The 22,229-nt window shown below is 42.2% G+C and carries 24 protein-coding genes, 2 tRNA genes and 1 pseudogene; 26 read left to right on the top strand and 1 reads right to left on the bottom strand.

Going from position 1 to position 22,229, the window contains the following annotated elements:
- The first annotated feature begins 6 nt into the window (after window positions 1-6).
- From C4K46_RS08890 to C4K46_RS08940, 11 genes are all read left to right on the top strand, one after another.
- Window positions 7-291, top strand: coding sequence for a TIGR04197 family type VII secretion effector (locus C4K46_RS08890; protein WP_209628667.1), 285 nt, complete (start codon window positions 7-9; stop codon window positions 289-291).
- 12 nt (window positions 292-303) lie between these two features.
- Complete coding sequence (locus C4K46_RS08895; RefSeq protein WP_209628669.1) at window positions 304-675, top strand: hypothetical protein; 372 nt, start codon at window positions 304-306, stop codon at window positions 673-675.
- A complete protein-coding gene (locus C4K46_RS08900) occupies window positions 665-2,368 on the top strand; it encodes an LXG domain-containing protein (protein WP_209628671.1) in 1,704 nt (567 codons plus the stop codon). The genes C4K46_RS08895 and C4K46_RS08900 overlap by 11 nt, the downstream gene beginning before the upstream one ends.
- 50 nt (window positions 2,369-2,418) lie before the next feature.
- Entirely contained in the window at window positions 2,419-3,372 is a 954-nt protein-coding gene (locus C4K46_RS08905) for a hypothetical protein (RefSeq protein WP_209628673.1), read from the top strand.
- Entirely contained in the window at window positions 3,369-3,806 is a 438-nt protein-coding gene (locus C4K46_RS08910; protein ID WP_209628675.1) for a hypothetical protein, read from the top strand. The genes C4K46_RS08905 and C4K46_RS08910 overlap by 4 nt, the downstream gene beginning before the upstream one ends.
- Before the next feature lie 2 nt (window positions 3,807-3,808).
- Entirely contained in the window at window positions 3,809-4,252 is a 444-nt protein-coding gene (locus tag C4K46_RS08915; protein ID WP_209628676.1) for a DUF5085 family protein, read from the top strand.
- Between the two features lie 149 nt (window positions 4,253-4,401).
- Window positions 4,402-4,487 (top strand) — tRNA-Leu (locus tag C4K46_RS08920).
- Window positions 4,488-4,670: 183 nt separating this feature from the next.
- Entirely contained in the window at window positions 4,671-5,552 is an 882-nt protein-coding gene (locus C4K46_RS08925) for a class II fructose-bisphosphate aldolase (RefSeq protein ID WP_209628678.1), read from the top strand.
- A 99-nt stretch (window positions 5,553-5,651) separates the two neighbouring features.
- Window positions 5,652-6,110, top strand: a complete 459-nt coding sequence (locus C4K46_RS08930) for a GNAT family N-acetyltransferase (protein WP_209628765.1) — start codon at window positions 5,652-5,654, stop codon at window positions 6,108-6,110.
- A 55-nt stretch (window positions 6,111-6,165) separates the two neighbouring features.
- Window positions 6,166-6,238: transfer RNA gene (locus C4K46_RS08935), tRNA-Thr, on the top strand.
- A 177-nt stretch (window positions 6,239-6,415) separates the two neighbouring features.
- Complete coding sequence (locus C4K46_RS08940; protein ID WP_209628680.1) at window positions 6,416-8,173, top strand: hypothetical protein; 1,758 nt, start codon at window positions 6,416-6,418, stop codon at window positions 8,171-8,173.
- A 103-nt stretch (window positions 8,174-8,276) separates the two neighbouring features.
- Here C4K46_RS08940 and C4K46_RS08945 read toward each other — a convergent pair.
- Window positions 8,277-9,533: pseudogene (locus C4K46_RS08945) on the bottom strand (ISL3 family transposase).
- Between the two features lie 238 nt (window positions 9,534-9,771).
- Here C4K46_RS08945 and C4K46_RS08950 point away from each other — a divergent pair.
- From C4K46_RS08950 to ilvN, 15 genes are all read left to right on the top strand, one after another.
- Window positions 9,772-10,218: a LytTR family DNA-binding domain-containing protein gene (locus C4K46_RS08950; protein WP_209628682.1), complete on the top strand. Its 447-nt coding sequence runs from the start codon at window positions 9,772-9,774 to the stop codon at window positions 10,216-10,218.
- 4 nt (window positions 10,219-10,222) lie between these two features.
- Complete coding sequence (locus C4K46_RS08955) at window positions 10,223-10,888, top strand: LiaF transmembrane domain-containing protein (protein WP_209628684.1); 666 nt, start codon at window positions 10,223-10,225, stop codon at window positions 10,886-10,888.
- A gap of 130 nt (window positions 10,889-11,018) precedes the next feature.
- Complete coding sequence (gene rpmB / locus C4K46_RS08960) at window positions 11,019-11,207, top strand: 50S ribosomal protein L28 (RefSeq protein ID WP_001140948.1); 189 nt, start codon at window positions 11,019-11,021, stop codon at window positions 11,205-11,207.
- Between the two features lie 420 nt (window positions 11,208-11,627).
- On the top strand, window positions 11,628-11,897 hold the full coding sequence (locus C4K46_RS08965) for a TIGR04197 family type VII secretion effector (protein ID WP_209628686.1): 270 nt from the start codon (window positions 11,628-11,630) through the stop codon (window positions 11,895-11,897).
- On the top strand, window positions 11,897-12,277 hold the full coding sequence (locus C4K46_RS08970; RefSeq protein ID WP_209628688.1) for a hypothetical protein: 381 nt from the start codon (window positions 11,897-11,899) through the stop codon (window positions 12,275-12,277). The genes C4K46_RS08965 and C4K46_RS08970 overlap by 1 nt, the downstream gene beginning before the upstream one ends.
- Window positions 12,268-13,581: a T7SS effector LXG polymorphic toxin gene (locus C4K46_RS08975; protein WP_209628690.1), complete on the top strand. Its 1,314-nt coding sequence runs from the start codon at window positions 12,268-12,270 to the stop codon at window positions 13,579-13,581. Before C4K46_RS08970 ends, C4K46_RS08975 begins: the two co-directional genes overlap by 10 nt.
- Window positions 13,582-13,650: 69 nt before the next feature.
- On the top strand, window positions 13,651-13,995 hold the full coding sequence (locus C4K46_RS08980; RefSeq protein WP_209628692.1) for a DUF4176 domain-containing protein: 345 nt from the start codon (window positions 13,651-13,653) through the stop codon (window positions 13,993-13,995).
- Between the two features lie 135 nt (window positions 13,996-14,130).
- Complete coding sequence (locus tag C4K46_RS08985; protein ID WP_209628694.1) at window positions 14,131-14,496, top strand: Asp23/Gls24 family envelope stress response protein; 366 nt, start codon at window positions 14,131-14,133, stop codon at window positions 14,494-14,496.
- A 2-nt stretch (window positions 14,497-14,498) separates the two neighbouring features.
- Window positions 14,499-16,163 (top strand): DAK2 domain-containing protein, encoded by a 1,665-nt coding sequence (locus C4K46_RS08990; RefSeq protein WP_209628696.1) that lies wholly within the window; start codon window positions 14,499-14,501, stop codon window positions 16,161-16,163.
- Between the two features lie 250 nt (window positions 16,164-16,413).
- Complete coding sequence (locus tag C4K46_RS08995) at window positions 16,414-17,301, top strand: ABC transporter ATP-binding protein (RefSeq protein ID WP_209628698.1); 888 nt, start codon at window positions 16,414-16,416, stop codon at window positions 17,299-17,301.
- A 6-nt stretch (window positions 17,302-17,307) separates the two neighbouring features.
- Window positions 17,308-18,039, top strand: coding sequence for an ABC transporter permease (locus tag C4K46_RS09000; protein WP_209628700.1), 732 nt, complete (start codon window positions 17,308-17,310; stop codon window positions 18,037-18,039).
- 40 nt (window positions 18,040-18,079) lie between these two features.
- Window positions 18,080-19,180 carry a sensor histidine kinase gene (locus tag C4K46_RS09005; protein WP_209628702.1) on the top strand — a complete coding sequence of 367 codons (1,101 nt, stop codon included), beginning with the start codon at window positions 18,080-18,082 and terminating at the stop codon, window positions 19,178-19,180.
- A complete protein-coding gene (locus C4K46_RS09010; protein WP_209628767.1) occupies window positions 19,180-19,779 on the top strand; it encodes a response regulator transcription factor in 600 nt (199 codons plus the stop codon). Before C4K46_RS09005 ends, C4K46_RS09010 begins: the two co-directional genes overlap by 1 nt.
- Before the next feature lie 262 nt (window positions 19,780-20,041).
- Window positions 20,042-21,748: an acetolactate synthase large subunit gene (locus C4K46_RS09015; RefSeq protein ID WP_209628704.1), complete on the top strand. Its 1,707-nt coding sequence runs from the start codon at window positions 20,042-20,044 to the stop codon at window positions 21,746-21,748.
- A complete protein-coding gene (gene ilvN, locus C4K46_RS09020) occupies window positions 21,741-22,217 on the top strand; it encodes an acetolactate synthase small subunit (protein ID WP_209628712.1) in 477 nt (158 codons plus the stop codon). The genes C4K46_RS09015 and ilvN overlap by 8 nt, the downstream gene beginning before the upstream one ends.
- Window positions 22,218-22,229 lie beyond the last annotated feature (12 nt).

Here is a 22,229-nt window from a genome sequence, read left to right on the forward strand (position 1 = left end):
CCGAAAATGCCAGATGGAATTCAAAGTGATGCAAGTATAGCATCCAAGCATGCAACAGCTATTGCTAAAAGTTTAGCAGCGCTCAGTTCTGATTTGCCTACTAAAGATACAAGTAGTCACTTACAAGGAAATGAAAGTGCTAAAACAACGATTGATAAGCAAGCCTCCTTTTCTGGTGAGCTTTCAAGCAAGTTAGGAACCTTTGTTGGCTTGATTAAAGGAGTTCATAGTGATTTTCAAGTCATGGATGAAGAGATTAGCCAAGATGTACAAGCAAGTGGTGAGAAGTAAGCGAGGGATTAGATGGGAAAAAGCCTACAGGATATTGAGGAAGAAAGAAGACAGGCCTTTCGCTCTTTAGACGAATTGGATCGACAAAAAAAGGAAATCAATCGTTTAGAGTTCCAGACAGAAGATTTATATGCTGAAAGTATCTTTGCTTTAAAGCAGCTGGACTATCTCCCCCTTGGTAGTCGCGATACCATGAATCTATATGATGTCTTATCTGCAAGCGAGAGGAATCAGACCTTGATTTTTCTAGATATAGATGATGCGAGAAATAAATTGAAAAAACAGGAAAGGCAAGTGGAAGATCGAATCGATGAACTTGGAAGAGACTACCGTTTAACCTTGGAGAATCAAACAAATAGGAAGGAAAGAAGCTATGGGAATTAAAATGGATTTGGGCTCATCGCAAGGACAGGCAGGAACAGTATCTAGTTTGTCTGCCGTTCGTATTGCAGCTTATGAAGCTGCTATCAAAGCCTTGACAGATTTCGCCAATGAAAGTGAATTAAAAGGTACGGCCTATGATAGTGCTAAAAATTACGCTCTGAAATTTTGTGTACCTCTTTTTCAAGCAGCTGTTTTGTATGAGGAAGGGGCAGAAGTGGCAATTGGAAAGATTCCCTCTGGCTATACGTCAGAGGTTGGTGGTGAAAGTTTAGACCAAGATGTCTTGGAGACACAGATTAAGGCCTACGAATCGTCCATTGCAAGCGACCAGAAGAGTCTTGACATAAAAATTTTAAATGAATCTACAATCTCTAGTTTGCAGGACTCCATAGCCAATACTCAGGCCCTTAAAAATGAATTGCAAGAGAAACTCAATAAACTAATTGCCTTTGACGCAACTTCGGCGACTTATTTTACCGAATTGCCAAGCCTAGAAAGTGCTGTCAGTCAAGGCTTGTCTCAAATGACAAATGAGTTTACCGATTTTGACGGCAGTTTTGATGTCCCCCCAGTAGAGCAAATAGCCTGGACAGAGCAGATTGCAAAAAATTGGGAGCAAAGGGAACAACAGAAGAAGAAAGAATCTAAAAAACTTGAGGACGCAGCGACTGCATTGGGGATTTCCGTAGGAGATCTTCTTAAGATCTTGTCTGAGGTTCAGGATGGTTCAGGTAAAATGATTCAGCTAGCAGATCTTGCTGTTGATGCTCGTAATATGAATGTGACTCTAAATGGAAAAGAGCTTAGGATAGATGGTGATAGAGTTCTTTGGGGTAGAAAACCACTCTATAATATAAAAACAGGAGAATTATATCATCAAGGAGAACTGCTTAGAGATGCTGACGTTAAACACCGCGACCGCACCCGTTATGAGAGGAATATCCTAAAATCTCGATTTGATGATGGTAAAATTACCCCTCCTGATATGACCGATTATCATTACTCTGCCGACCTTAGAAGGGCGATTTCGGGGCTAGGAGATGATTATAAAGCTCTGAAGGACATGGCTAAGTTGAGTTATGAAAGATTTGTACTGGGAGCCCAGGTCTTTGGCTGGGATGGTGTGAATAAGGCTGCTAAATTAAATTATAAGGATTTAAAGGACCTTGCAAAGGCAAGTATGGACAGGTTGAAAGATGCAGCTCAATTTAATCCTCATGAACTAGGCAAGGCCGCCGCAACGAGCTTTAAAGATGCCATCAATCCAATCAATGATTTTAAAGGCTGGGGCGATGCTACTAAACTCGGTAAATTTGCTAAAGGCTTAGGGATTGTAGGAACTGCCCTGACCGTTGGGACTAACGCATCTAAGATAGATTTTTCTGACGGTATACAATATCGTGAAGGACGAGATTTTGTTTTGGATACTAGTGTGGATCTTGCAGCAGGAGCGGCCGCAGCAGGGGCCGGAGCAGCAGTCGGTTCTATGTTCTTACCACCACTAGGAACAGTTGTTGGAGCTGGCGTTGGTCTCGGGCTCAGTGTAGCAGCGAATAGTTGGAAATTTAACATAAATGGTAAGGAAAAGAGTCTGGTTGATATTGGAAAAGATGGTGTAAAGGAACTGGCTAATGTTGTGGAGGGTATCGGATCTAATATTGCGAACGGTATTCAGTCCCTTTTTGGCGGCTAATGATGTCGAGCGTTTCGTAAATAGAATTCAGTCTATATTTGAGGTAGTATATGAATAAAAACAAGCAAGACATAGTACAGCTGAATGAAGCCTATTTTAAATCTTTAGCAAACAGTCGGGCTTCCATTAGTATGTTAAATCTTTCTTTCGTCGGTTTGCTGATTTCTTTAATCAATCTCTATCCTCCCTATGCTCTACTGACTTTAGTTCAAGGCATCAATCCTATGGAGAATGGATTTTATCTATTTTTATTAGTTATCAGTGTTTTGCTACTCTTTTGTAGCTTCTTGTCTAGGCTGAATGGCTTGATTTATAAACATCAAGTTTTTAGCACATCGGTGCTTTTGCTTATGATGACGCTGTTGCTCCTGTCTTTCATCATCATGGGGCATGGATTTGCAGTTTATTCATCAACAGACTTAAATCTGGGCAGTCCTCTGTCAAACCTATATTTTGTTTTGACATTCAGTTTTTTTCTGATTTGTATGGTTTACAATGTTTCTTGGTTGAAAAAACAGCTAAGTCTAGGCTTTTCAAATAAACGAGCAGCAGCTAATTTTTTGGCAAGCAAGGGCGTTTATCAATCTGCTTCTTTGTGGTTCATTTTTGGTTTTAGTCTGATTGGTAGCCTGCTAACTGGCTTTGTCAAACAATTTCTAGGCTTTGCGCTTAGCATCTTATTATTAGCTAGTTTTTCTCGATTGCTTATAGAGGTCTCCTACCTGATTTTTCTTAAGACTAAAAATAAGGTTTATTGGGAAAAATTTACCCAGCAAGAAAAGCAAAGAACCTTTCTAAAAAAACTCTCTTTGAAATCAACCAGCCTTCGATTGGTGATAGAAGGTGCTGTTTGCTTGTCTGCCCTTTGGGCAGTTGGCACACATCAGCTAAAAGAGGGAGCATATACTCTGATAAGAGTAGTTGTGATACTTTTTGTCTTAGATTGTTTGATCAGTTTTATCAGGTGGTTCATTGCAAAAAGTAAGAAAGAGGGAATAAAATGAAATTTAAAACAAGAGAATTAAGTCTAAAAAATGTTATCGGTTTTCATTTGGCAGTAGATTTTAAAAAAGATGTATTTAAGCAGGTTGTAGATGGGGCAACTGCCTTTAAAAAAGAAATGCTCCAGAATGGCTACTATACTGATGGTCCGGCTTATTTTACTTATTTGCCAGGTCAAGAGACAATCTCCGTTTTTACAACGATAGGCAACAAAGTGAATTTGGTAGGGGAAACTCCGTCTAATGTCTTTTTCCAAGAACAGCTTGCTTTCACAACAGCTTATTATTACCGACACTATGATCAGGAAGAGCCCATTCCTTATGAGGCTATCCAAGAAGAAATAGAGAAGGCAGGTTTAGACTTGAAAAATATTTACCATGTCGTCCTGAACCTCTATGGCGATAGTATTATTGATTTGTATTGTGAGGTTGAATAGCTATGAAATTATTACCTAATGTAGAAGTTGTCGACCGATTGGCTTATCAGAATGTGGTTAGAAAGCGCTCCTCTTTTCATTATAGTGAAATGGAGGAGCATATGCAGCAGTTTATTTCAGGGGTTTTGAACGCAGGTTATCGTTTAAAAGGACCTTTCTTCTACAGTTTGAATAATCTTCCTATGGATGAGATAGTAGACATCGAAATGTTCCTTCCTATTTTTGACTCGGTTTTTCAACTGGAAGGGTATGACTTTTCCTCCTACTTTCTAATAGAAAATTTATTTAAAACAGTGGTGCTCCATGATTTTGAGAATCTCACTGAATTGGCCTATGCCGAATTGGTCGCAACGATTAAAGAAAATCATTTAGAAATCAATACGCCCTTCTATCATATTTTACCTAAGACAGACTTGAAATATGTAGAAGTGCTAGTGGGTTTTTAAAAGCCAAGAAAGGTGGGAAAAGCCGAGTGGATAAGTGAAGAGAAGTGGGAGATTAGCTCTTACTTCTTTTTCTTTCTTCTCACAAAAAAGAGAGAAAAAAGTATTGACAGTGGGGTCCTTAGATGTTATACTATTCAAGTACCCAATTTGCGGGGGTGGCGGAATTGGCAGACGCGCAGGATTAAGGATCCTGTGACCGCTTTAGGTCGTGAGGGTTCAAGTCCCTCTCTCCGCAGAGCAAGACTAGCTTAGGCTAGTCTTTTTTCTTTTTGCTGAATAAATCCTCTTGCTAAAATCAGACAGGTAAACCATGTAAACGATTTCAGCTTGTGTCGGAGCTAGCTTTTTATCATAAAAAGTGATAAAATAAACAATGTAAAGGGTGAAAATCCTAAAAAATATATAGGAGGCCTAACAAATGGCAATCGTTTCAGCAGAAAAATTTGTCCAAGCAGCTCGTGACAATGGTTATGCGGTTGGTGGATTTAACACAAACAACCTTGAGTGGACTCAAGCTATCTTGCGTGCAGCAGAAGCTAAGAAAGCTCCGGTACTTATCCAAACTTCTATGGGTGCTGCTAAGTACATGGGTGGTTACAAACTTGCTAAAAACTTGATTGAAAACCTTGTTGAATCAATGGGTATCACTGTACCAGTTGCAATTCACTTGGACCACGGTCACTATGAAGATGCACTTGAGTGTATCGAAGTTGGCTACACTTCAATCATGTTTGACGGCTCCCACCTTCCAGTAGAAGAAAACCTTAAATTGGCTAAGGAAGTTGTTGAAAAAGCTCATGCTAAAGGTATCTCAGTAGAAGCTGAAGTTGGTACTATCGGTGGTGAAGAAGACGGTATCGTTGGTAAGGGTGAATTGGCACCAATAGAAGATGCTAAAGCAATGGTTGCAACTGGTATTGACTTCTTGGCAGCAGGTATCGGTAATATCCACGGTCCTTACCCAGCAAACTGGGAAGGTCTTGACCTTGACCACTTGAAGAAATTGACAGAAGCTGTTCCAGGTTTCCCAATCGTCTTGCACGGTGGTTCAGGTATTCCTGATGAGCAAATCAAAGAAGCAATCAAACTTGGTGTCGCTAAGGTTAACGTAAATACCGAATGTCAAATCGCTTTTGCTAACGCAACTCGTGAATTTGCTCGCGCTTATGACGCTAACGAAGCAGAATACGACAAGAAGAAACTCTTCGACCCACGTAAATTCTTGGCTGACGGTGTCAAAGCTATCCAAGCATCAGTTGAAGAACGTATCGACGTATTCGGTTCAGAAGGTAAAGCTTAATTAGGCTATATGTAGAAAATCTCGCTTCGGCGGGATTTTTTGCAATATAAAGTAGCTTATGTACAAAATTTTAATGATAAGAAACAGTGGAGGGCTATGATGATTAGGATCAAAGAGATTGAGGAGGAGAATCAAAAGTCTGCTCTTGCAGCTGATATTCTGGCTGATTTACCAGAATGGTTTGGAATATCTGAAAGCACACAAGCTTACATTGAAGGAGCCGTGGATTTGCAAGTTTGGGCTGCCTATCAGGAGAGTGATTTTGCTGGATTTGTAAGCTTATCATACTCTAGTGAAGATTGTGCTGAGATTGACTGCTTGGCTGTTAAGAAATGCTATCATAGAGCGGGAATTGGTAGTCAACTTTTAGGAGTTTTAGAAAAATCTGCTCGTCAAAAGGCATCCTATCTGCAAGTAAAAACGGTAGCACCAGGTCATTATCCTACTTACGACAGGACTAATGCTTTCTATCAGGCTCAGGGCTTTAAAAAGTTAGAAATCTTTCCTGAACTTTGGGATAAAAGCAACCCTTGTTTGATTTGGGTTAAAAAGTTGTGAAATTTTCCCTTGACAAAAAAACTCAAGATGCTAAAATAAAAAAGGGGGGGGAGGCGCCGATTTAGCTCAGTTGGTAGAGCAACGCACTCGTAACGCGTAGGTCACAGGTTCGATCCCTGCAATCGGCATAAATAGGTCTTAGAAATCTTGTAAAAGCAAGGTTTCTTTTTACTGGACAAGTTGTCAATTATATATGACATAATATTTCAAAGACTTTAAAATATCTTTACATGGTGGAAAAATCAAGAAAATCAAAGAGAAATATGATACAGTGAATTAGTATAAAAAGAAAGGAGCAGGTGTTTATGAAAAAACGATTGCTATTTTTTTTAATTTTATTAATTTCCATATTTATTGGTATAGGACAAGTTCGTGCTGATAGCAGTGACTCTGATAGTTTTTCAGATTCTAGTAGTTTCAGATCGTCTAATGATTCAGATTCTGACGATGATTCTTCCTCTGATTTAGGCAGCGGCCTGTCTGCTGATGCAGACGATTTAGGTCACTTCTCTTCGGATTCTGACGATGGCACATCTGACGATGATTCTTCCTCTGATTTAGGTGACCTTTCTACAGATTCTGCTGGAGATAATCTAGCTGCCTCGGATTCTTCTACTGACTTGGGCAGCGGTTTGACCGTTAATCCGGATAGTTTAGGTGACTTCGCTTCAGATATTCCAACTATTGATTCTTTGGATGCGTCAGCAAATGATGGTGATAATTTGACTAATCTGGGGAATATTTCTGCCCCAGTTTCTACAGAATCAACCAATCCAACAACGAGCACAGATGAGATAATGGCGGGCACACCAGATGCAGCAGTAGCGACCGCTCCCACACCCCTTACGGATGCAACTAATTCTGTCACTACTACAGATGAAACGACTCCTATAGATTCAGCTAATCAAACAACTGAGTCAGTAGACTCGGCAAGCTCTGATAAGCCTAATTTGGCAGACTCGGCAACTGAATCAAGCCCTGCGGCTTCCGCAGGCAATGGTTTGACAGCTAATCCAGACAGCTTAGGTAGTTTCGTTTCGGATAAACCAGCCGATAGAACTGGATCCGAATCTTCTGCTGACCTTGGCAGTGGCTTGACTGCAGATGCAGATAGTCTAGGTAGTTTTATCTCAGAATCAGATTCTACAACTGAGTCAATAGACTCGGCAAGCTCTGACAAGCCTAATTTGGCAGACTCGGCAACTGAATCAAGCCCTGCGGCTTCCGCAGGTAATGGTTTGACAGCTAATCCAGACAGCTTAGGTAGTTTCGTTTCGGATAAACCAGCCGATAGAACTGGATCCGAATCTTCTGCTGACCTTGGCAGTGGCTTGACAGTTGATTCAAATGAAACTTTCAACATTTTGGGAAACAATGCTTGGGGTAATTACTCTCCCTTGGAGGCTGATTACACTGTCTCTGCAACCAATACAACAAATGCAGGAGAAAGAAGAAATCCTAATATGTGGGGGACAGATACTGGGAAACCTTTTTCTAAACCAACGACTTTTTTAGGTAAGGTTGGAGAAGAAGTTTATGATGTATTTGATGGCATGTTAGGAAAATTGGCTGGAGTGACGTTTACTGAGTTGGGAACATACGTGACTCCTGATCCTCAGCCAGTGCCTGAAGAAGTTCTAACCCCTATCGGATCTTTAAATTATAATATAGCACAAGGAACTGCTCCGGTTCTTGGAACAGGGGTGGTTAGAACAAGCGAAACGGGTGCGCGATACACGGGTATAATTGCTGATAATTTAACCCATAATGTAGCAAATAATGTCTCCATTGGACTTACTGGAGAGACTTTAACAGGAACAGATGCTGTTCCGGATAGTTCTCCTCTGCCTGAATCTGTTGGTCGAATTGCTATTGTTGCAAATAATATTGTTGGATCTAAAACAGGTGTGGAGCCTTTGGATGTTGTTATCGGTGTGACAAGTTATAATCCGATTACTGGAGAAAATGAAGATCGCATTCCCTCACTATTTGGGATAATTCAAGGAATGAGAGGAGGACAAAAAGGGGACTCCGAAGGAGCTAGTAATAGTCAAGAAAAATAATCTTCTTTGACATCTTATCGAAAGACTAGGTTTCTGTACTAAGATTTCAAAGCTGAACCAATAAAATTATGGCTCATTGTCAACTGTAGTGGGTGACGAAAAGCTATAACCTGGACAAGACCAGATTGGTCTTGTCTTTTTTGATGTTCAAGGCAATGAGTATTTTCGTTTTAAAGTTCTTGTCTTGCGGAAACCAAAAGCTTGTCTTTTGATGTCCTTGATGAGTTTGTTGGTGGCCTCCAATGTGGCGTTGGAGTAGGGAAATATCAAGGCGTTTGTAATGTAGGTCTTGTATTTAAGAAAGGTGCGAAAAACTCTGGAAAAATGAGAGTTGACTCGGTTACGGTTATCTTGAATCAATCCGAAAAAATTCAGCGACTCGCTTCTCTTGAAAGTGGAAAAGCAGGAGTTGATAAAGGTCGTAGTAAAAGCGAAGCTCAGGAGAGAGGTCGAGGGTTTTCTGAACAACCTCTCTCGGAGTCAGTGTTTGTCTAAAGGTTCGTGAGTAGAAAGACTTTTTGGAGAGCTTTCTGCTGTCTTTCTGTAGAATTTTCCAGTGGTTTTTCATGGCTCTGTAAGGCAAGGACTTCTGGTCAAATTCTTTCATAATGGCAATACGAGTGGTCATCATAGCCCTCGCTAGGTGTTGGACAATGTGGAAGCGGTCCAGAACGATTTGAGCATTTGGGAATAGTTTCCTAATCAGTGGAATGTAGGCTCCCGACATATCGACTGTCACCATTTTGACTTTCTCTCTCGTTCTCCTAGAATACTTGTAGAAATGATTCTTAATAGTTATTTGGCGGTTGTTTTCCAGAAGTGCAATGATCTTCTTCGTCTCCATATCTTGAGCAATGAAGGCCAGCTTTCCCTTATTACGAGCGAACTCGTCCCAAGAAAGAAGGCAAGGTAGCTGGTCCCAACTCTCCTTAAACTCAAATTGATTTAGCTTCCTTTGGACAGCAGAGACAGAGATATGGAGACGTCTAGCGATAGCGGTATTGGTCAACTTTTCAGTGTGATATTGCGTGATTTTCTTCCAGATAGGTTGGGAGATTTGGCAATTCTTTTTAACAAGGCTGGTTTGAGCAACCGATACTTTGCGACAAGTCTTGCATTGAAAACGACGTTTCTTTAATCTCAGCAAAGTAGGCATGCCTTGAATGTCAAGGATAGGGATTTTGGAGGGTCGCTGGAAGTCGTATTTTATCATTCTTCCTTGGCAATGCGGGCAGGGCGGAGCTGTATAATCGAGCTTAGCTTGAATCTCCATATGAGACTGGTGCTTGAGAACCAGTAAGATTTTGATATTTGGGTCTTTTATTCCGATTAAATTTGTGGTATTCTTAATGTGTTCCATATGATTCTCCTAATGAGTTGTTTTGTCGCTTTTCATTATAGATCATATGGGACTTTTTTTCTACAATTAAAAAGCCCTATCATCTCTGTGCCGGATTTACCCACTACAGATATTATAGAGCTGATTCTTGTCAATGTTAGCAGCAAACCACTTACCGGTCAAAATTGACCACTTACTGAAAATCCCTTGTTTCTTTTTCTGAAACTGTTATAATGAGTGTAGTTAGAGAGGAGAGCTTATGAAGATACGACTAGAGCTAGATCAAAGCTTAACAGAGGTAGAAGTTGTAATCAAGACGGCTCGGCTGGATAGCCAGATTGAGCAAATTCAAAGGGCCTTGGAACAGGCGACGGCGCCCCCCTTAATCTTTTACAAGGGAAGTAGTGAGTTTTTTATTGATTTAGATAAGATTCTCTTTTTTGAAACGGACGGAACTAAAATTTATGGGCATACTCTGGATAATGCTTATGAGGTCCGACTCAAACTCTATGAATTAGAGGAGCGCCTACCCTATTATTTTTGTCGAATTTCCAAGTCAACAATCGCCAATAGCAAGGCGATTTATTCTCTGGAGAAGTCCTTTTCAGGGACCAGTAGTATTCGCTTTTACGAAACCCATAAGGAAGTGCATGTCTCCAGACACTATTATCAATTTTTAAAAGAAAAGTTAAATGAAACGAGGTAAAATTATGAAAAAAACACTATTCGGTCTTATTTGCTTGCTTCTAGCAGCTTGGGTGCTTTTGCAAGGGAATTTTGGTATCCCGCTTATTCAAATCAATATCTGGCCTCTCTTAGTAATATTAGGCTTTGTCTACTTTGCGGTAGAGAATTTTTTTGAGGGGCATTGGGGGACAGGTCTGGTTTCGGGCTTTATTGCTTTCTTGATTGCTAATAATGTTTATAGACTCTTTCCCCATCTATCATCTGGGACAGTGTTCTTGGCTGGTATTCTAGCCTACGTCGGTGTTCGTATCTTATTTAAACCTAGGACCAGTTGGAAAAGTCGTCATCGGATAGATGTTAGTTCCGGCTCAGAAGAGGGGATTACTTTTGGTTCTGGCACCCGCTATGTTAATTCGGACAATTTTACTTATGATGAGTTGGCTTGCTCTTTTGGCAATGCTAAGGTCTATTTTGATAATGCCCAGATAGTAGGGGATTCAGCGACTTTTAAAGTAGAAGTAGCTTTTGGAAATGCCACCCTCTTTGTGCCAAGCTCTTGGCAAGTAATCAGCAAGGCTGCCTGCTCTTTTGGTAGTGTTTCTCAGATTCGCAATGTCAATGAAAAAGAGAAAACCCTCTATCTTGAGGGAAGCGTTGCCTTTGGTCATTTGAAAATTATCTATATCTAGGCTCTTGTGCAGGAGCTAGGAGGGACTTGAAAAAACTTCTTTCTTAGCTCTTGCCAAAGTCGGCAAAGTATGGTAGACTTTATAGGTATGTGGTAAAACACCTTAAACTAACCAGGAGGAAATGATAAGAATGGCTAAAGTATGTTACTTTACAGGACGTAAGACTGTTTCAGGAAACAACCGCTCACACGCGATGAACCAAACAAAACGCGCTGTTAAACCAAATCTTCAAAAAGTGACTGTTTTAATCGACGGAAAACCTAAAAAAGTTTGGGCTTCAGCTCGCGCCCTTAAATCAGGGAAAGTTGAACGCGTTTAATAAAAAAGAGAAGAATCTACGGATTCTTTTTTTCTTTACCAAAGCGAGTTGCAAAATATTGGTTGAAAAATCAGTTGACTTGTAGTGCTTATCTGACTGATAATTTTTACTGGCCTTTATATACTGGTAGGGATGCCACTTTTTTATTTAGGAACTGCTTTTTTCTTCGTCAAAAAATTCCCAGCTTTACTAGGGCCTTCATTGGCTCTTTTTCTTCATTTGATAAATCGACAATCATCCAATCGCCCCATAAACGTTTGACATGTTTTGGGTTTTGCGTTAGAATTAAGACATAAATGAACAAAATGTCCATTTTTATTTGTTCTTTTACTAACAATTAGTAAATAGATATGGTGATTTATTTTGGCGACAAAGCTTGGCAAAAGGCTTTGCACTTTCCTATAGAAAGAGGAGGTAGTGATGACAACAATACAATCAAACGCATCTATTGCACAAAGTCAGGCATCTGGTTTTGATGGAGCGGCATCAGGGGCGACTTATTCAAATGTTTCTTTATCAGAGAGCAACATCACAAGCATGACCAATGGTGCTGCTGTAGCCAATAATTTCTTAGCTAGCCTGTCACAGTTAACATCTTGCGTTCAAACGCAGGCCAATAAGTTTCCACAGATTGCTTCTACTATGGAGACTACTGACAGTAATCTTTCGGGCAGTATTACAACCTTGTAATGTCAGAAGGTGATGATATGTCACAGGATAAAAGTGAGCAAAAGCGAGCCGAATATACCAAAAAAATCAATCAATTGGAGGTAGAACTCGACGATCTTCGATTTCAAAAAAGGAATATTCAAGCTTCCTTGGAGGACTTGGAAGGACTGCTTGCTAAGAATTATGCCACTATTGATGAAATCAATCTGGAATTGATAAAAGAAGGTAGCCAAAAGGCTGCTAGAAACTATGAATTAGAGCAGGAGCGTGCTCAATCCATTCGGACTTTTGTTTTTTCAAAATATGAAACGATTATGACAAAGCTATCGAAAACGATAAAAGGGCACGAAGACCAACTTGATTCATTGAAGAAAGAGAGGAATGACTTGCCATGGGATTGAAATACAGTAGTTCCGACTCACAAACCTTAATGACAAATTTAGCCAACAATATTGAGTCAGCAAAAGCGACAGTTGCAAATTTAAACAGCGCTAGCCAGGCTTTGACCAACTCGGTTAGTAATGGGGAATTGAAAGGTGCTGCCTATACGGCGGCGTCTGGACTTTTTAGCGATACTATTATTCCGACCATTAACCGAGCAACGACGGTCTTTAATAGTATCAATGCAAACTTAGATTCCTATAAAAACTACGATGCAACGATGCCGCAAGGCGAGGTTTTAGATGAGGATAAGTTGACGCAGATGAAGCTGACCAAGCAAGCTCTAAAGGCTGCAACGGATGCCAGTTCAGCGACTTTATCGCTTGGTCAGGGTTTGCCAGGTGTCGGTGACGATATAAAGAAGACAGTTGAAGGCCTCAATTCCTATTCTAGTTCTCTACAAGGTGAGATAGATGAGATTGAGGCGAAGCTACAAAAATTAAGGGATTTCTCTAACAATACTTCCTCGCTTTTTAGTAGTAGCTTGGCAGATTTGGGAATTGTCATGCAAAGTCTGGCTGTTTTGAATAACACGCAAGTAAATGCGAATACAGGGGCCTACACCTTGCCATCTGGTACGAACTTGACTTGGTTTAATAGTCTTCAAGCTTCAAATGCTCAAGGAAAGAGTGCGGGCCCTGCTCCGACTGCCCAGTCTCAATCATTTGGCGGCAGCCTTCTGGCCGGTTTGAAATCTTTCTTTGGCTATAGTGAGACAACTACCGTAAATGGACCGGAACGGACACAGCGGACTCCTTGGGGAAGTACCTATACCAAGACATCAACATCTACGACCTATGAAAAGAAAGGGGTCGTTAATGGACAATGGACCAACGGTCATTTTAGTGGTGGTTCATTGAATCTTGGCATTGTCAATGTAGGAGTTGATGCTTCTGGTGGCAACCTTTCTTTTACTGGTTCTGGTAATATCGGTGACTATGGTCTCACGTCTACAACTAGTATTGGTTCAAATGGACTGGATAATTCAATAGGAATGAAGGCCAAGAATGTAACTGTTAGTAGTGGTGGAAATATTAATCCGGCCAAAGTTGATGAGGGGATGGTTGGTCTATACACTAGGTCTTCTCAAACTGAAACTAGTGGAGGAGGTCTGTCCACAACAACGACAGTTGAATCTGGTGGTAGGTCAGTAGACGATGACCAATTAAAGACAGCGGGAGAAGTAGTTGCAGTTGCAGCAACAGCTGCTGTAGTGGCTGTTGCTCTACCTGAGTTACTTCTTGTTGGAGCTGCAATTGCTTAAGAACGGAAGATACTTCGCTCTCTAGAATCTTCTTTTTATTCATTATAGCGATATTGGGAGGAAGAAAAAATGATAAAAGTTGATAATCTATTACCAGTCGGGACAGTTGTTAAGGTGAAAGGTTCTGATGACAATTTTGTTATCGCAAGCGAACTTCCTCTGGCAGAACTAAATGGTGAAAAGGGCTACTTTGACTTTGGAGCGGCCAGTCTACCGAGTGGGTTTACAGGAGAGAATTTTCTGTTTTTTAATAAAGAGGATGTCACTGAAATTGTTTTTTTAGGCTATGTTGACTTGGCTTTTCAAGAGTTGTTGCAGAAGTATGATAAGGTTATTGCCGAGAAGGGATATCGGAAATTCACAGTTGCTGAATTTAATGAAAAAGCAGCGCAATCAGGAAAAAAGACAGATTAGTTAAAAAGAAGTCCAACCCAAGTGGTTGGGCTTTTCTTTTCTCAATGCCTTTCTGCCTTAATTTTCTGCCCTTCTTCTTTTACTTGCGTTTAAAATATGGTAAAATAAACTATAAAAACTTTAGAGGTAAATAAGATGACTGTAAAAATCAATACAAAAGATGGTCAAATTGAACTAACAGATGATGTCATTGCCACAATCGTTGGTGGAGCAGCGACTGAAATTTTTGGTGTGGTTGGGATGGCTAGTAAAAATGCCCTCAAGGATAACTTTCAAGCACTTTTAGGAAAGGAAAACTATTCCAAGGGGGTTGTGGTTAAAACGACGGATGATGGTCATATCGCGGTCGATGTCTATACTGTTTTGAGCTATGGCACTAAGATTAGTGAGGTTTCTAAAAATATTCAAGAGCGGGTGAAATTTAGCTTGGAAAATCAACTGGGAATTACTGCTCAGACTGTTAATGTCTACATTCAAAATATCAAAGTCGTAGGAGAATAATTGTGTCAAATATTACAACAAGTTTATTTCAAGAAATGGTGCAGGCTGCATCGACTCGCCTGAATAAACAAGCTGAGTATGTTAATTCCTTGAATGTCTTTCCTGTTCCAGATGGGGATACAGGAACCAATATGGGTATGACCATTGAAAATGGGGCCAAGGAGGTATCCAGCAAGCCAGCCGCTAGCGTTGGTGAGGTCGCAGGGATTTTTGCCAAGGGTCTCTTGATGGGGGCTCGGGGAAATTCAGGAGTTATCACTTCCCAACTCTTTCGTGGTTTTTCTCAAAGTGTTAAAGATTTGGACGAGCTCTCTGGTCAAGACTTGGCCCTAGCCTTTCAGGCTGGTGTCGAAGTGGCCTACAAGGCAGTCATGAAGCCTGTCGAAGGAACGATTTTGACCGTTTCTCGCGGAGCAGCTATCGGTGCTAAGAAAAAGGCAGAGCAGACCGATGATGCGGTTGCAGTGATGCAGGCCGCTCTAGATGGGGCCAAGACTGCCCTGGCCAAGACCCCTGATATGCTTCCGGTCTTAAAGGAAGTTGGAGTGGTGGACTCAGGTGGCCAAGGTCTGGTCTTTATCTATGAAGGTTTCTTGTCTGCCTTGACTGGAGATTATATCGCATCAGAAGACTTTGAAGCAACTCCTGCTACTATGACTGAGATGATCAATGCGGAACACCACAAGTCAGTCGCCGGCCATGTGGCAACGGAAGATATTCAGTTTGGCTACTGTACGGAGATTATGGTGGCTCTCAAGCAAGGTCCAACCTATGTTAAGGACTTTGACTATGAGGAGTTTCGGAACTATCTAAATGAGCTGGGGGACTCCCTCTTAGTTGTCAATGATGATGAGATTGTCAAGGTCCATGTCCATACTGAAGATCCAGGTCTAGTCATGCAAGAAGGGCTTAAATACGGTAGTCTGGTCAAGGTCAAGGTTGATAATATGAGAAATCAACATGAAGCGCAAGTAGAAAAAGAACAAGGGACCAGCAAGCCCGCTGAGGAAAAAGAATACGCCCTGATTGCCGTTGTGGCTGGTGATGGGCTGGCTGATATCTTTAGGGCCCAAGGGGTTGACTATATCATTTCTGGTGGTCAAACCATGAACCCATCAACTGAGGACTTTATCAAGGCTGTTGAAGAGGTTAATGCCCGCAATATTATTATCCTGCCTAACAATAAGAATATCTTTATGGCGGCCCAGTCAGCGGCAGAAGTGATTGAGCAGAACGCAGCGGTGATTGAAAGCCGGACTTTACCACAAGGTTTAACCAGTCTCTTGGCCTTTGATGCTAGCAAGTCTATCGAGGAAAACCATGATCGGATGACGGCTGCCCTTGGAGATGTTGTCAGTGGCAGTGTGACGACAGCGGTTCGTGATACGACTATTGACGGTCTCGAAATTCATGAAAATGATAACCTTGGTATGGTGGACGGTAAAATCGTCGTTTCTAATCCGGATATGGTAGAGACCTTGACTGAAACCTTTGACAAGATGTTGGATGAGGATAGTGAAATCGTGACTATCTATGTCGGAGAAGAAGGAAGCGAAGAAGTGGCTAGTAATCTAGCTCAAGATCTGATGGAAAAGTATGAGGATATTGAGGTGGAAATTCACCAAGGAAAACAACCGGTCTATCCTTACCTCTTTAGCGTCGAATAAGGAAGCTCTTCTAGTAATAGTTTTCCCTATTCTGAAAGTATGTCTTTCCAGTCTTGAAAATCATCTCTATAAAAAATTATATAGCACAGCTATGCAAGCCTTCGGGCTTGCTTTTTCTTTTTAAAAAATAGTGACTTTTGTCATATGGGCTTGTGACAAAAATATCTAGTGAGAAAAAAGAGGAACTGCTATAATGAAAGTGGTAAGGGGGAATTGTTCCCCCTATTTTTATCATAGAAAGGAAAGAAAGATGGCATTGATTAAAGTAGACAATTTATCTAAGAGAATTGCTAGCAAGGAAATTCTCAAAGAGCTCTCTTTTGAGATTGAGACTGGAGATTGCTTGGCCTTGATTGGTCCCAATGGAGCTGGGAAAACCACTCTCATGGACTGTCTTTTGGGAGATAAATCGTTTAGTTCGGGCACGATTAGGATTCAAGGACTGAAACCGACTAGCCCCAAGTTAAAGACGCTAGTTGCTGTCTTGCCTCAGGAAAATACCGTTCCTGCCAAACTCAAGGTCAAGGAGCTGATTCGTTTCTTCCAAGAAATTTATCCCAATAGTCTGAGCGATCAAGAGGTAGATGACTTGTTAGGCTTTTCCGCCCAGCAAAAGGACCAGTTGGCTGAAAAGTTATCTGGTGGGCAAAAGCGACTCTTGTCTTTCGTTTTGACCCTGATTGGGCGCCCTGTCATTCTCTTTTTGGACGAGCCGACAGCGGGTATGGATACTTCTACCCGCCAGCGTTTTTGGGAAATTGTGGCTGAACTCAAGGACCAAGATGTAACCATTGTCTACTCTTCCCACTATATTGAAGAGGTGGAGCATACGGCCCAACGAATTTTGGTGCTGCACAAGGGCGAGCTGATTCGGGATACAACGCCTTATGCCATGCGTAGCGAAGAGCAGGAAAAACACTTCACTCTGCCGCTCTCCTATCAGGAGTTGGTCGTTAATCTGGCAGATGTTTATGAGTTAGAGACCAAGCAAAATACCCTGTCTTTTGCCACCAGAGAAGCCAATCGCGTCTGGAGTTCCCTAGAAGAGGGGGGCTGTAAGATTGAAGAGATTGAAGTGCGCAATCGTACGCTTCTGGATAGTATTTTTGAAACAACTCAACAAGAAGAAAGGGAGTAGATAGACATGAAACATCTAATAAGTTTAATCAAGATAGAGTTGACTGTTGGTAAGCGCCAAATGGCTTATTTCCTCTTATCAATCGGACTTCCGGCAGCCTTTTATCTCCTTTTTTCAGGAATTATTGCCAAGGATACACCAGAGGCGGGTCTGCGTTCCTATCTTTTTTCTATGACTCTCTTTTCAATGTTGTCCACCTCATTTTTCAGTCTGCCTAGTGACCTCTACACAGATAAGGTCAATAATTGGAAAAAAATGTTGCAACATTCGCCGGTTTCTGTGTTAGAATATTATATATCTAAATTTTTCAATATGCTGGTCCAGTATCTCCTATCCATTATCATTGTTTTTTCAATCGGTCATTTTGCCCGTGGAGTCAATCTGCCCCTGCAAGAATGGATTGTGATTGCCTTGATTTTGATTATTGGTAGCATCACCTTTATCGCTATGGGGGCCATGTTGACTCTCTTGCCAAGTATGCAGCTCATGTCTGTTATCGGCAATATCGTCTTTATGGGCTTGGCTGTCTTAGGTGGTCTCTGGTTTCCAATTTCCATGTTCCCCAGCTGGATGCAGGCCATTGGTAAAGTCACTCCGACCTACCAGCTCATGCAGGTGGTCAATGGCTATCTGAAAAATCAGACCTTTAATCTTCCGGCTATTTTAATCTTAGCGGGCTATACGATTGTTGTAGTCTTGCTGACCGTCAATGGCAATCGTTGGCTTAATAGAAATTAGGTGCCTTGAAAGATAGGGCCAGTAAAAAGTGAGGTAAATTATGTGGCAGACCCTTAGGGAAATCCATTTTATGTTTTATGTGGCCCTTGTCTTTATTTTGTTTCCAGTTGTCGGTGTGCTGACTGGAGAGTATTCACCCTTACTCTTGGTTTGGACGGCTATCTTTGTCTGGGCCTATCTCTCGATTTTAGTTGTTGAGGACAATGGCAAACAGTGGGGATTTTGGTTTCTCTTGTGCGTCTATATTGTCTATGCCTCTTTAGCCTTAAATTTAGGTTTTACTTGGTATCTCTTTTATCTGTCAAATATCCTTATCTATCGCTTGCATGAGCATCGCCTAGCTTCGCCCTTGTTTCTGTCCTTCTTTATGGTCGAATTCTTAATTATCCTAGGCGCCGTCTTTGTTTATGAGCAGTCCTGGGAGTTTTATGCCAACCTTCTCATTCCTCTTCTCTTTCAAAACATCATCGTCCTGGGCCTCAGACGGCTCCAGATGATAGAGGATTTGAAGGTTGAAAGAATGCGTCAAAATGAGAAAATCAATCTCTTACTGGCTGAAAGTGAGCGCAATCGGATTGGGCGCGACTTGCATGATAGTCTGGGGCATACCTTTGCCATGCTGAGCTTGAAAACGGAGCTAGCCCAGCAATTTCTCCAGCTCAAGGACTTGGAGGAACTGGGCAAGGAATTGGAAGAAATCCATGAAATTAGTAGAAAATCCATGGTAGATGTGCGGCGGATTGTTGATAATCTAAAGACTCGGACCCTAGAGGAGGAGCTCGCGACCATTGAGAAAATGCTGGAGATGACTGGAGTTGAGGTTGAACTGACCAATGAGCTCAATGTTGCCAGTCTGCCCAAACAGGTCCAAATCAATCTCAGTATGATTTTATTGGAGTTGGCAACCAATATTATCAAGCATGCCAATGCCCGACATTGCTCTATTCATCTCTGGTCTGAGGCTGCCTGTGTCCTCTTAGATGTAGAAGATGATGGTGTTGGTTTTAAGGAAGTGACTGGACGAGAATTGCACTCTATTCGTGAGCGCTTGTCTGGCCTGGACGGTCAAATTGATATTTTGAGTAGTGCTCAGCCGACCCTGATTCGGCTGACCTTACCCTTAAAGGGAGGGGAGAGATGATGAAACTCTTAGTAGCAGAGGATCAAAGTATGTTGCGTGATGCTCTGCGGCGCCTGCTGGAAATGCAGCCAGGTGTTGAGCAAGTCCTGGAGGCAGCTAACGGGCAAGAAGCCATCCAAATTCTAGCAACCAATCAATTAGATGTGGCGATTGTGGATGTAGAGATGCCCCTGATGACGGGTTTGGATGTCCTGGAGTGGGTCAAGGCTAACCAGCCAACTACCAAGGTTGTCATTGTCACCACCTTTAAGCGACCCGGCTACTTTGAGCGGGCCCTTAAGGCAGATGTAGATGCTTATGTTTTAAAGGAGCGGAGTGTCTTGGACTTGATGGCTACGATTAAGCGGGTCTTGGCTGGGGAAAAGGAATATTCTCCTGAGCTGATGGAAGTTATCTTGACCAGCAAGAACCCCTTGTCCCACCAAGAAATCTTGGTTTTACAGGAAGCGGCTAGAGGTCTATCCAACCAGGAGATAGCAGAGAAACTCTACCTATCTAACGGAACCATTCGCAACTACATGTCCTCGATTTTAAATAAATTAAATGCCGATAACCGCGTAGAGGCAGCCCGTATTGCCCAAAGCCAGGGCTGGATTTGAGGCGGCTTGTTAAGCCCCTATCTTAAATTCCCCCCCTTGCCTTTTGAAGGTAGATTTGGGATGGGGGCTACTTGTTTTACATATAGAGCAGAGGAAAGGAGGGCTGTTTTTCAGCAAGCAGCTTCTTTTCCTCTTATTTTTTAGCTATAAAATAGAATTTTCAAAAAAGTCAGAAAATACTTGAAATAACCTTGCAAATATTTTAAAAAATGGTATGATAGTAGCATACTTTTTAAAATATATTTATTGAGAAAGGGGAACTATGGAGAAAATCAAATTGGAAACTCCTAAAACGGGTTCGGAGCTGGTCCTTGAGACCTTAAAGAACTTAGGTGTTGATACCATTTTTGGTTATCCAGGAGGAGCTGTTTTGCCACTTTATGATGCCATTTACAGCTTTGAAGGAATTCGACATATTTTGGGCCGGCACGAACAAGGCTGTGTCCATGAAGCAGAAGGTTATGCTAAATCAACTGGTAAAATCGGTGTAGCAGTGGTCACCAGTGGACCAGGAGCTACCAATGCCATTACTGGTATTACAGATGCCATGAGCGATAGTGTTCCCCTCCTTGTCTTTACGGGGCAGGTCGGTATAGCCGGCATTGGTAAGGACGCCTTCCAAGAGGCCGATATTGTCGGCATCACCATGGCGACGACCAAGTATAATTACCAGATTCGAGATACAGCCGACATTCCTAGAATTATTACCGAGGCCATTCATATTGCGACTACTGGCAGACCTGGCCCGGTCGTTATTGACCTTCCCAAGGACGTTACGGCCAAGGAAGTCGATTACTACTATGATACCAAGATTAACTTGCCTAGTTACCAACCGACTATCCTGCCCAATGAACTGCAAATCAAACGCCTCTTAAAGCAATTATCCAAGGCTAAAAAGCCAGTCATTCTCTCAGGTGGTGGGGTCAACTATGCTTCGGCTAGCAAGGAACTCTTAGCCTTTGCTGAGCGCTATCAAATCCCAGTCGTAACGACCCTTCTAGGTCAAGGGACTATCGATACCCAGCACCCCCTCTTTTTGGGTATGGGAGGCATGCACGGTTCTTATGCGGCCAATATCGCTATGACCGAGACGGATTTTCTAATCAATCTGGCCTCCCGCTTTGATGACCGTTTGACTGGAAATCCCAAGACCTTTGCTAAGAATGCAACGGTGGCCCATATTGATATTGATCCAGCTGAAATCGGTAAGATTATCAGTGTGGATATTCCGATTGTCGGTGATGTCAAAAAGACTCTGCAACTCTTGTTGGCAGAAGAAAATGTTCGGACAAGGACAGATAAGTGGATTGAGCGGGTCACTGAAAACAAACGGCGGGTGCGCTCCTATGATAAGAAGGAACGGGTGGTTCAACCCCAAGCGGTCATTGAGCGGATTGGTGAGTTGACCAAGGGAGATGCAGTTGTTGTGACTGACGTCGGCCAACACCAGATGTGGACGGCCCAATACTATCCTTACAAACACGAGCGCCAATTGGTGACCTCGGGTGGTCTAGGAACTATGGGCTTTGGGATTCCGGCAGCGATCGGAGCCAAGTTGGCCCAGCCAGATAAGGAGGTTGTCCTCTTTGTCGGTGACGGTGGTTTCCAAATGACCAATCAGGAATTGGCTATTTTAAATAGCTATGGGATTCCGATTAAGGTTATCCTGCTGAATAACCACTCGCTGGGGATGGTTCGTCAATGGCAGGAATCCTTCTATGACGGCCGAACCAGTGAATCGGTCTTTACGGCAGATAACGAGCCTAATTTCCAACTCTTGGCTGAGGCCTATGGCATTAAGCACTATCAGTTTGCGGATCCTGAGACCCTGGCTAGTGATTTGGAAGTCATTCAGGAAAATATTCCCATGTTGATTGAGGTGGATATTTCACGCAAGGAGCACGTTTTCCCAATGGTGCCGTCTGGCAAGAGCAATCATGAGATGTTGGGGGTGAAGTTCCATGCGTAGAATGTTAACAGCCAAACTTCGGAACCAATCTGGGGTACTCAATCGCTTTACGGGTGTTCTATCCCGCCGTCAGGTCAATATTGAGTCTATCTCTGTCGGGACAACTGAGGATCCGACTATCTCGCGCATTACCATTATCATTGATGTAGCCACAGCGGCCGAGGTGGAGCAAATTATCAAGCAGCTCAACCGTCAGATTGATGTGATTCGGGTCAGGGATATTACAGACCAGCCTCATCTGGAAAGGGAGGTTATCCTAGTCAAAATTTCAGCTCCAGCTAATAAGAGGGCCGAAATTTTAGCTATTATCCAACCCTTCCGGGCAACAGTGGTCGATGTGGCTCCAAGTTCAATCACTATTCAGATGACTGGTGACGCCGAGAAGAGTGAAGCCCTCTTAAGAGTTATTCGCCCTTATGGGATTAGAAATATTGCCCGAACAGGGGCAACCGGCTTTACCCGCGATTGATGATGCTCTAAG

This window comes from Streptococcus oricebi (assembly GCF_017883985.1).
GTDB classification, from domain to species: domain Bacteria; phylum Bacillota; class Bacilli; order Lactobacillales; family Streptococcaceae; genus Streptococcus; species Streptococcus oricebi.

Coding starts and splice junctions, on each gene's coding strand:
- C4K46_RS08900 (WP_209628671.1), top strand. CDS start 665: ATGGGAATTAAAATGGATTTGGGCTCATCGCAAGGACAGGCAGGAACA.
- rpmB (WP_001140948.1), top strand. CDS start 11,019: ATGGCTAAAGTATGTTACTTTACAGGACGTAAGACTGTTTCAGGAAAC.
- C4K46_RS08925 (WP_209628678.1), top strand. CDS start 4,671: ATGGCAATCGTTTCAGCAGAAAAATTTGTCCAAGCAGCTCGTGACAAT.
- C4K46_RS08975 (WP_209628690.1), top strand. CDS start 12,268: ATGGGATTGAAATACAGTAGTTCCGACTCACAAACCTTAATGACAAAT.
- C4K46_RS08905 (WP_209628673.1), top strand. CDS start 2,419: ATGAATAAAAACAAGCAAGACATAGTACAGCTGAATGAAGCCTATTTT.
- C4K46_RS09010 (WP_209628767.1), top strand. CDS start 19,180: ATGAAACTCTTAGTAGCAGAGGATCAAAGTATGTTGCGTGATGCTCTG.
- C4K46_RS08980 (WP_209628692.1), top strand. CDS start 13,651: ATGATAAAAGTTGATAATCTATTACCAGTCGGGACAGTTGTTAAGGTG.
- C4K46_RS08895 (WP_209628669.1), top strand. CDS start 304: ATGGGAAAAAGCCTACAGGATATTGAGGAAGAAAGAAGACAGGCCTTT.
- C4K46_RS09000 (WP_209628700.1), top strand. CDS start 17,308: ATGAAACATCTAATAAGTTTAATCAAGATAGAGTTGACTGTTGGTAAG.
- C4K46_RS08985 (WP_209628694.1), top strand. CDS start 14,131: ATGACTGTAAAAATCAATACAAAAGATGGTCAAATTGAACTAACAGAT.
- C4K46_RS08950 (WP_209628682.1), top strand. CDS start 9,772: ATGAAGATACGACTAGAGCTAGATCAAAGCTTAACAGAGGTAGAAGTT.
- C4K46_RS08930 (WP_209628765.1), top strand. CDS start 5,652: ATGATTAGGATCAAAGAGATTGAGGAGGAGAATCAAAAGTCTGCTCTT.
- C4K46_RS08970 (WP_209628688.1), top strand. CDS start 11,897: ATGTCAGAAGGTGATGATATGTCACAGGATAAAAGTGAGCAAAAGCGA.
- C4K46_RS08910 (WP_209628675.1), top strand. CDS start 3,369: ATGAAATTTAAAACAAGAGAATTAAGTCTAAAAAATGTTATCGGTTTT.
- C4K46_RS09005 (WP_209628702.1), top strand. CDS start 18,080: ATGTGGCAGACCCTTAGGGAAATCCATTTTATGTTTTATGTGGCCCTT.
- C4K46_RS08890 (WP_209628667.1), top strand. CDS start 7: ATGCCAGATGGAATTCAAAGTGATGCAAGTATAGCATCCAAGCATGCA.
- ilvN (WP_209628712.1), top strand. CDS start 21,741: ATGCGTAGAATGTTAACAGCCAAACTTCGGAACCAATCTGGGGTACTC.
- C4K46_RS08940 (WP_209628680.1), top strand. CDS start 6,416: ATGAAAAAACGATTGCTATTTTTTTTAATTTTATTAATTTCCATATTT.
- C4K46_RS08955 (WP_209628684.1), top strand. CDS start 10,223: ATGAAAAAAACACTATTCGGTCTTATTTGCTTGCTTCTAGCAGCTTGG.
- C4K46_RS08965 (WP_209628686.1), top strand. CDS start 11,628: ATGACAACAATACAATCAAACGCATCTATTGCACAAAGTCAGGCATCT.
- C4K46_RS09015 (WP_209628704.1), top strand. CDS start 20,042: ATGGAGAAAATCAAATTGGAAACTCCTAAAACGGGTTCGGAGCTGGTC.
- C4K46_RS08995 (WP_209628698.1), top strand. CDS start 16,414: ATGGCATTGATTAAAGTAGACAATTTATCTAAGAGAATTGCTAGCAAG.
- C4K46_RS08915 (WP_209628676.1), top strand. CDS start 3,809: ATGAAATTATTACCTAATGTAGAAGTTGTCGACCGATTGGCTTATCAG.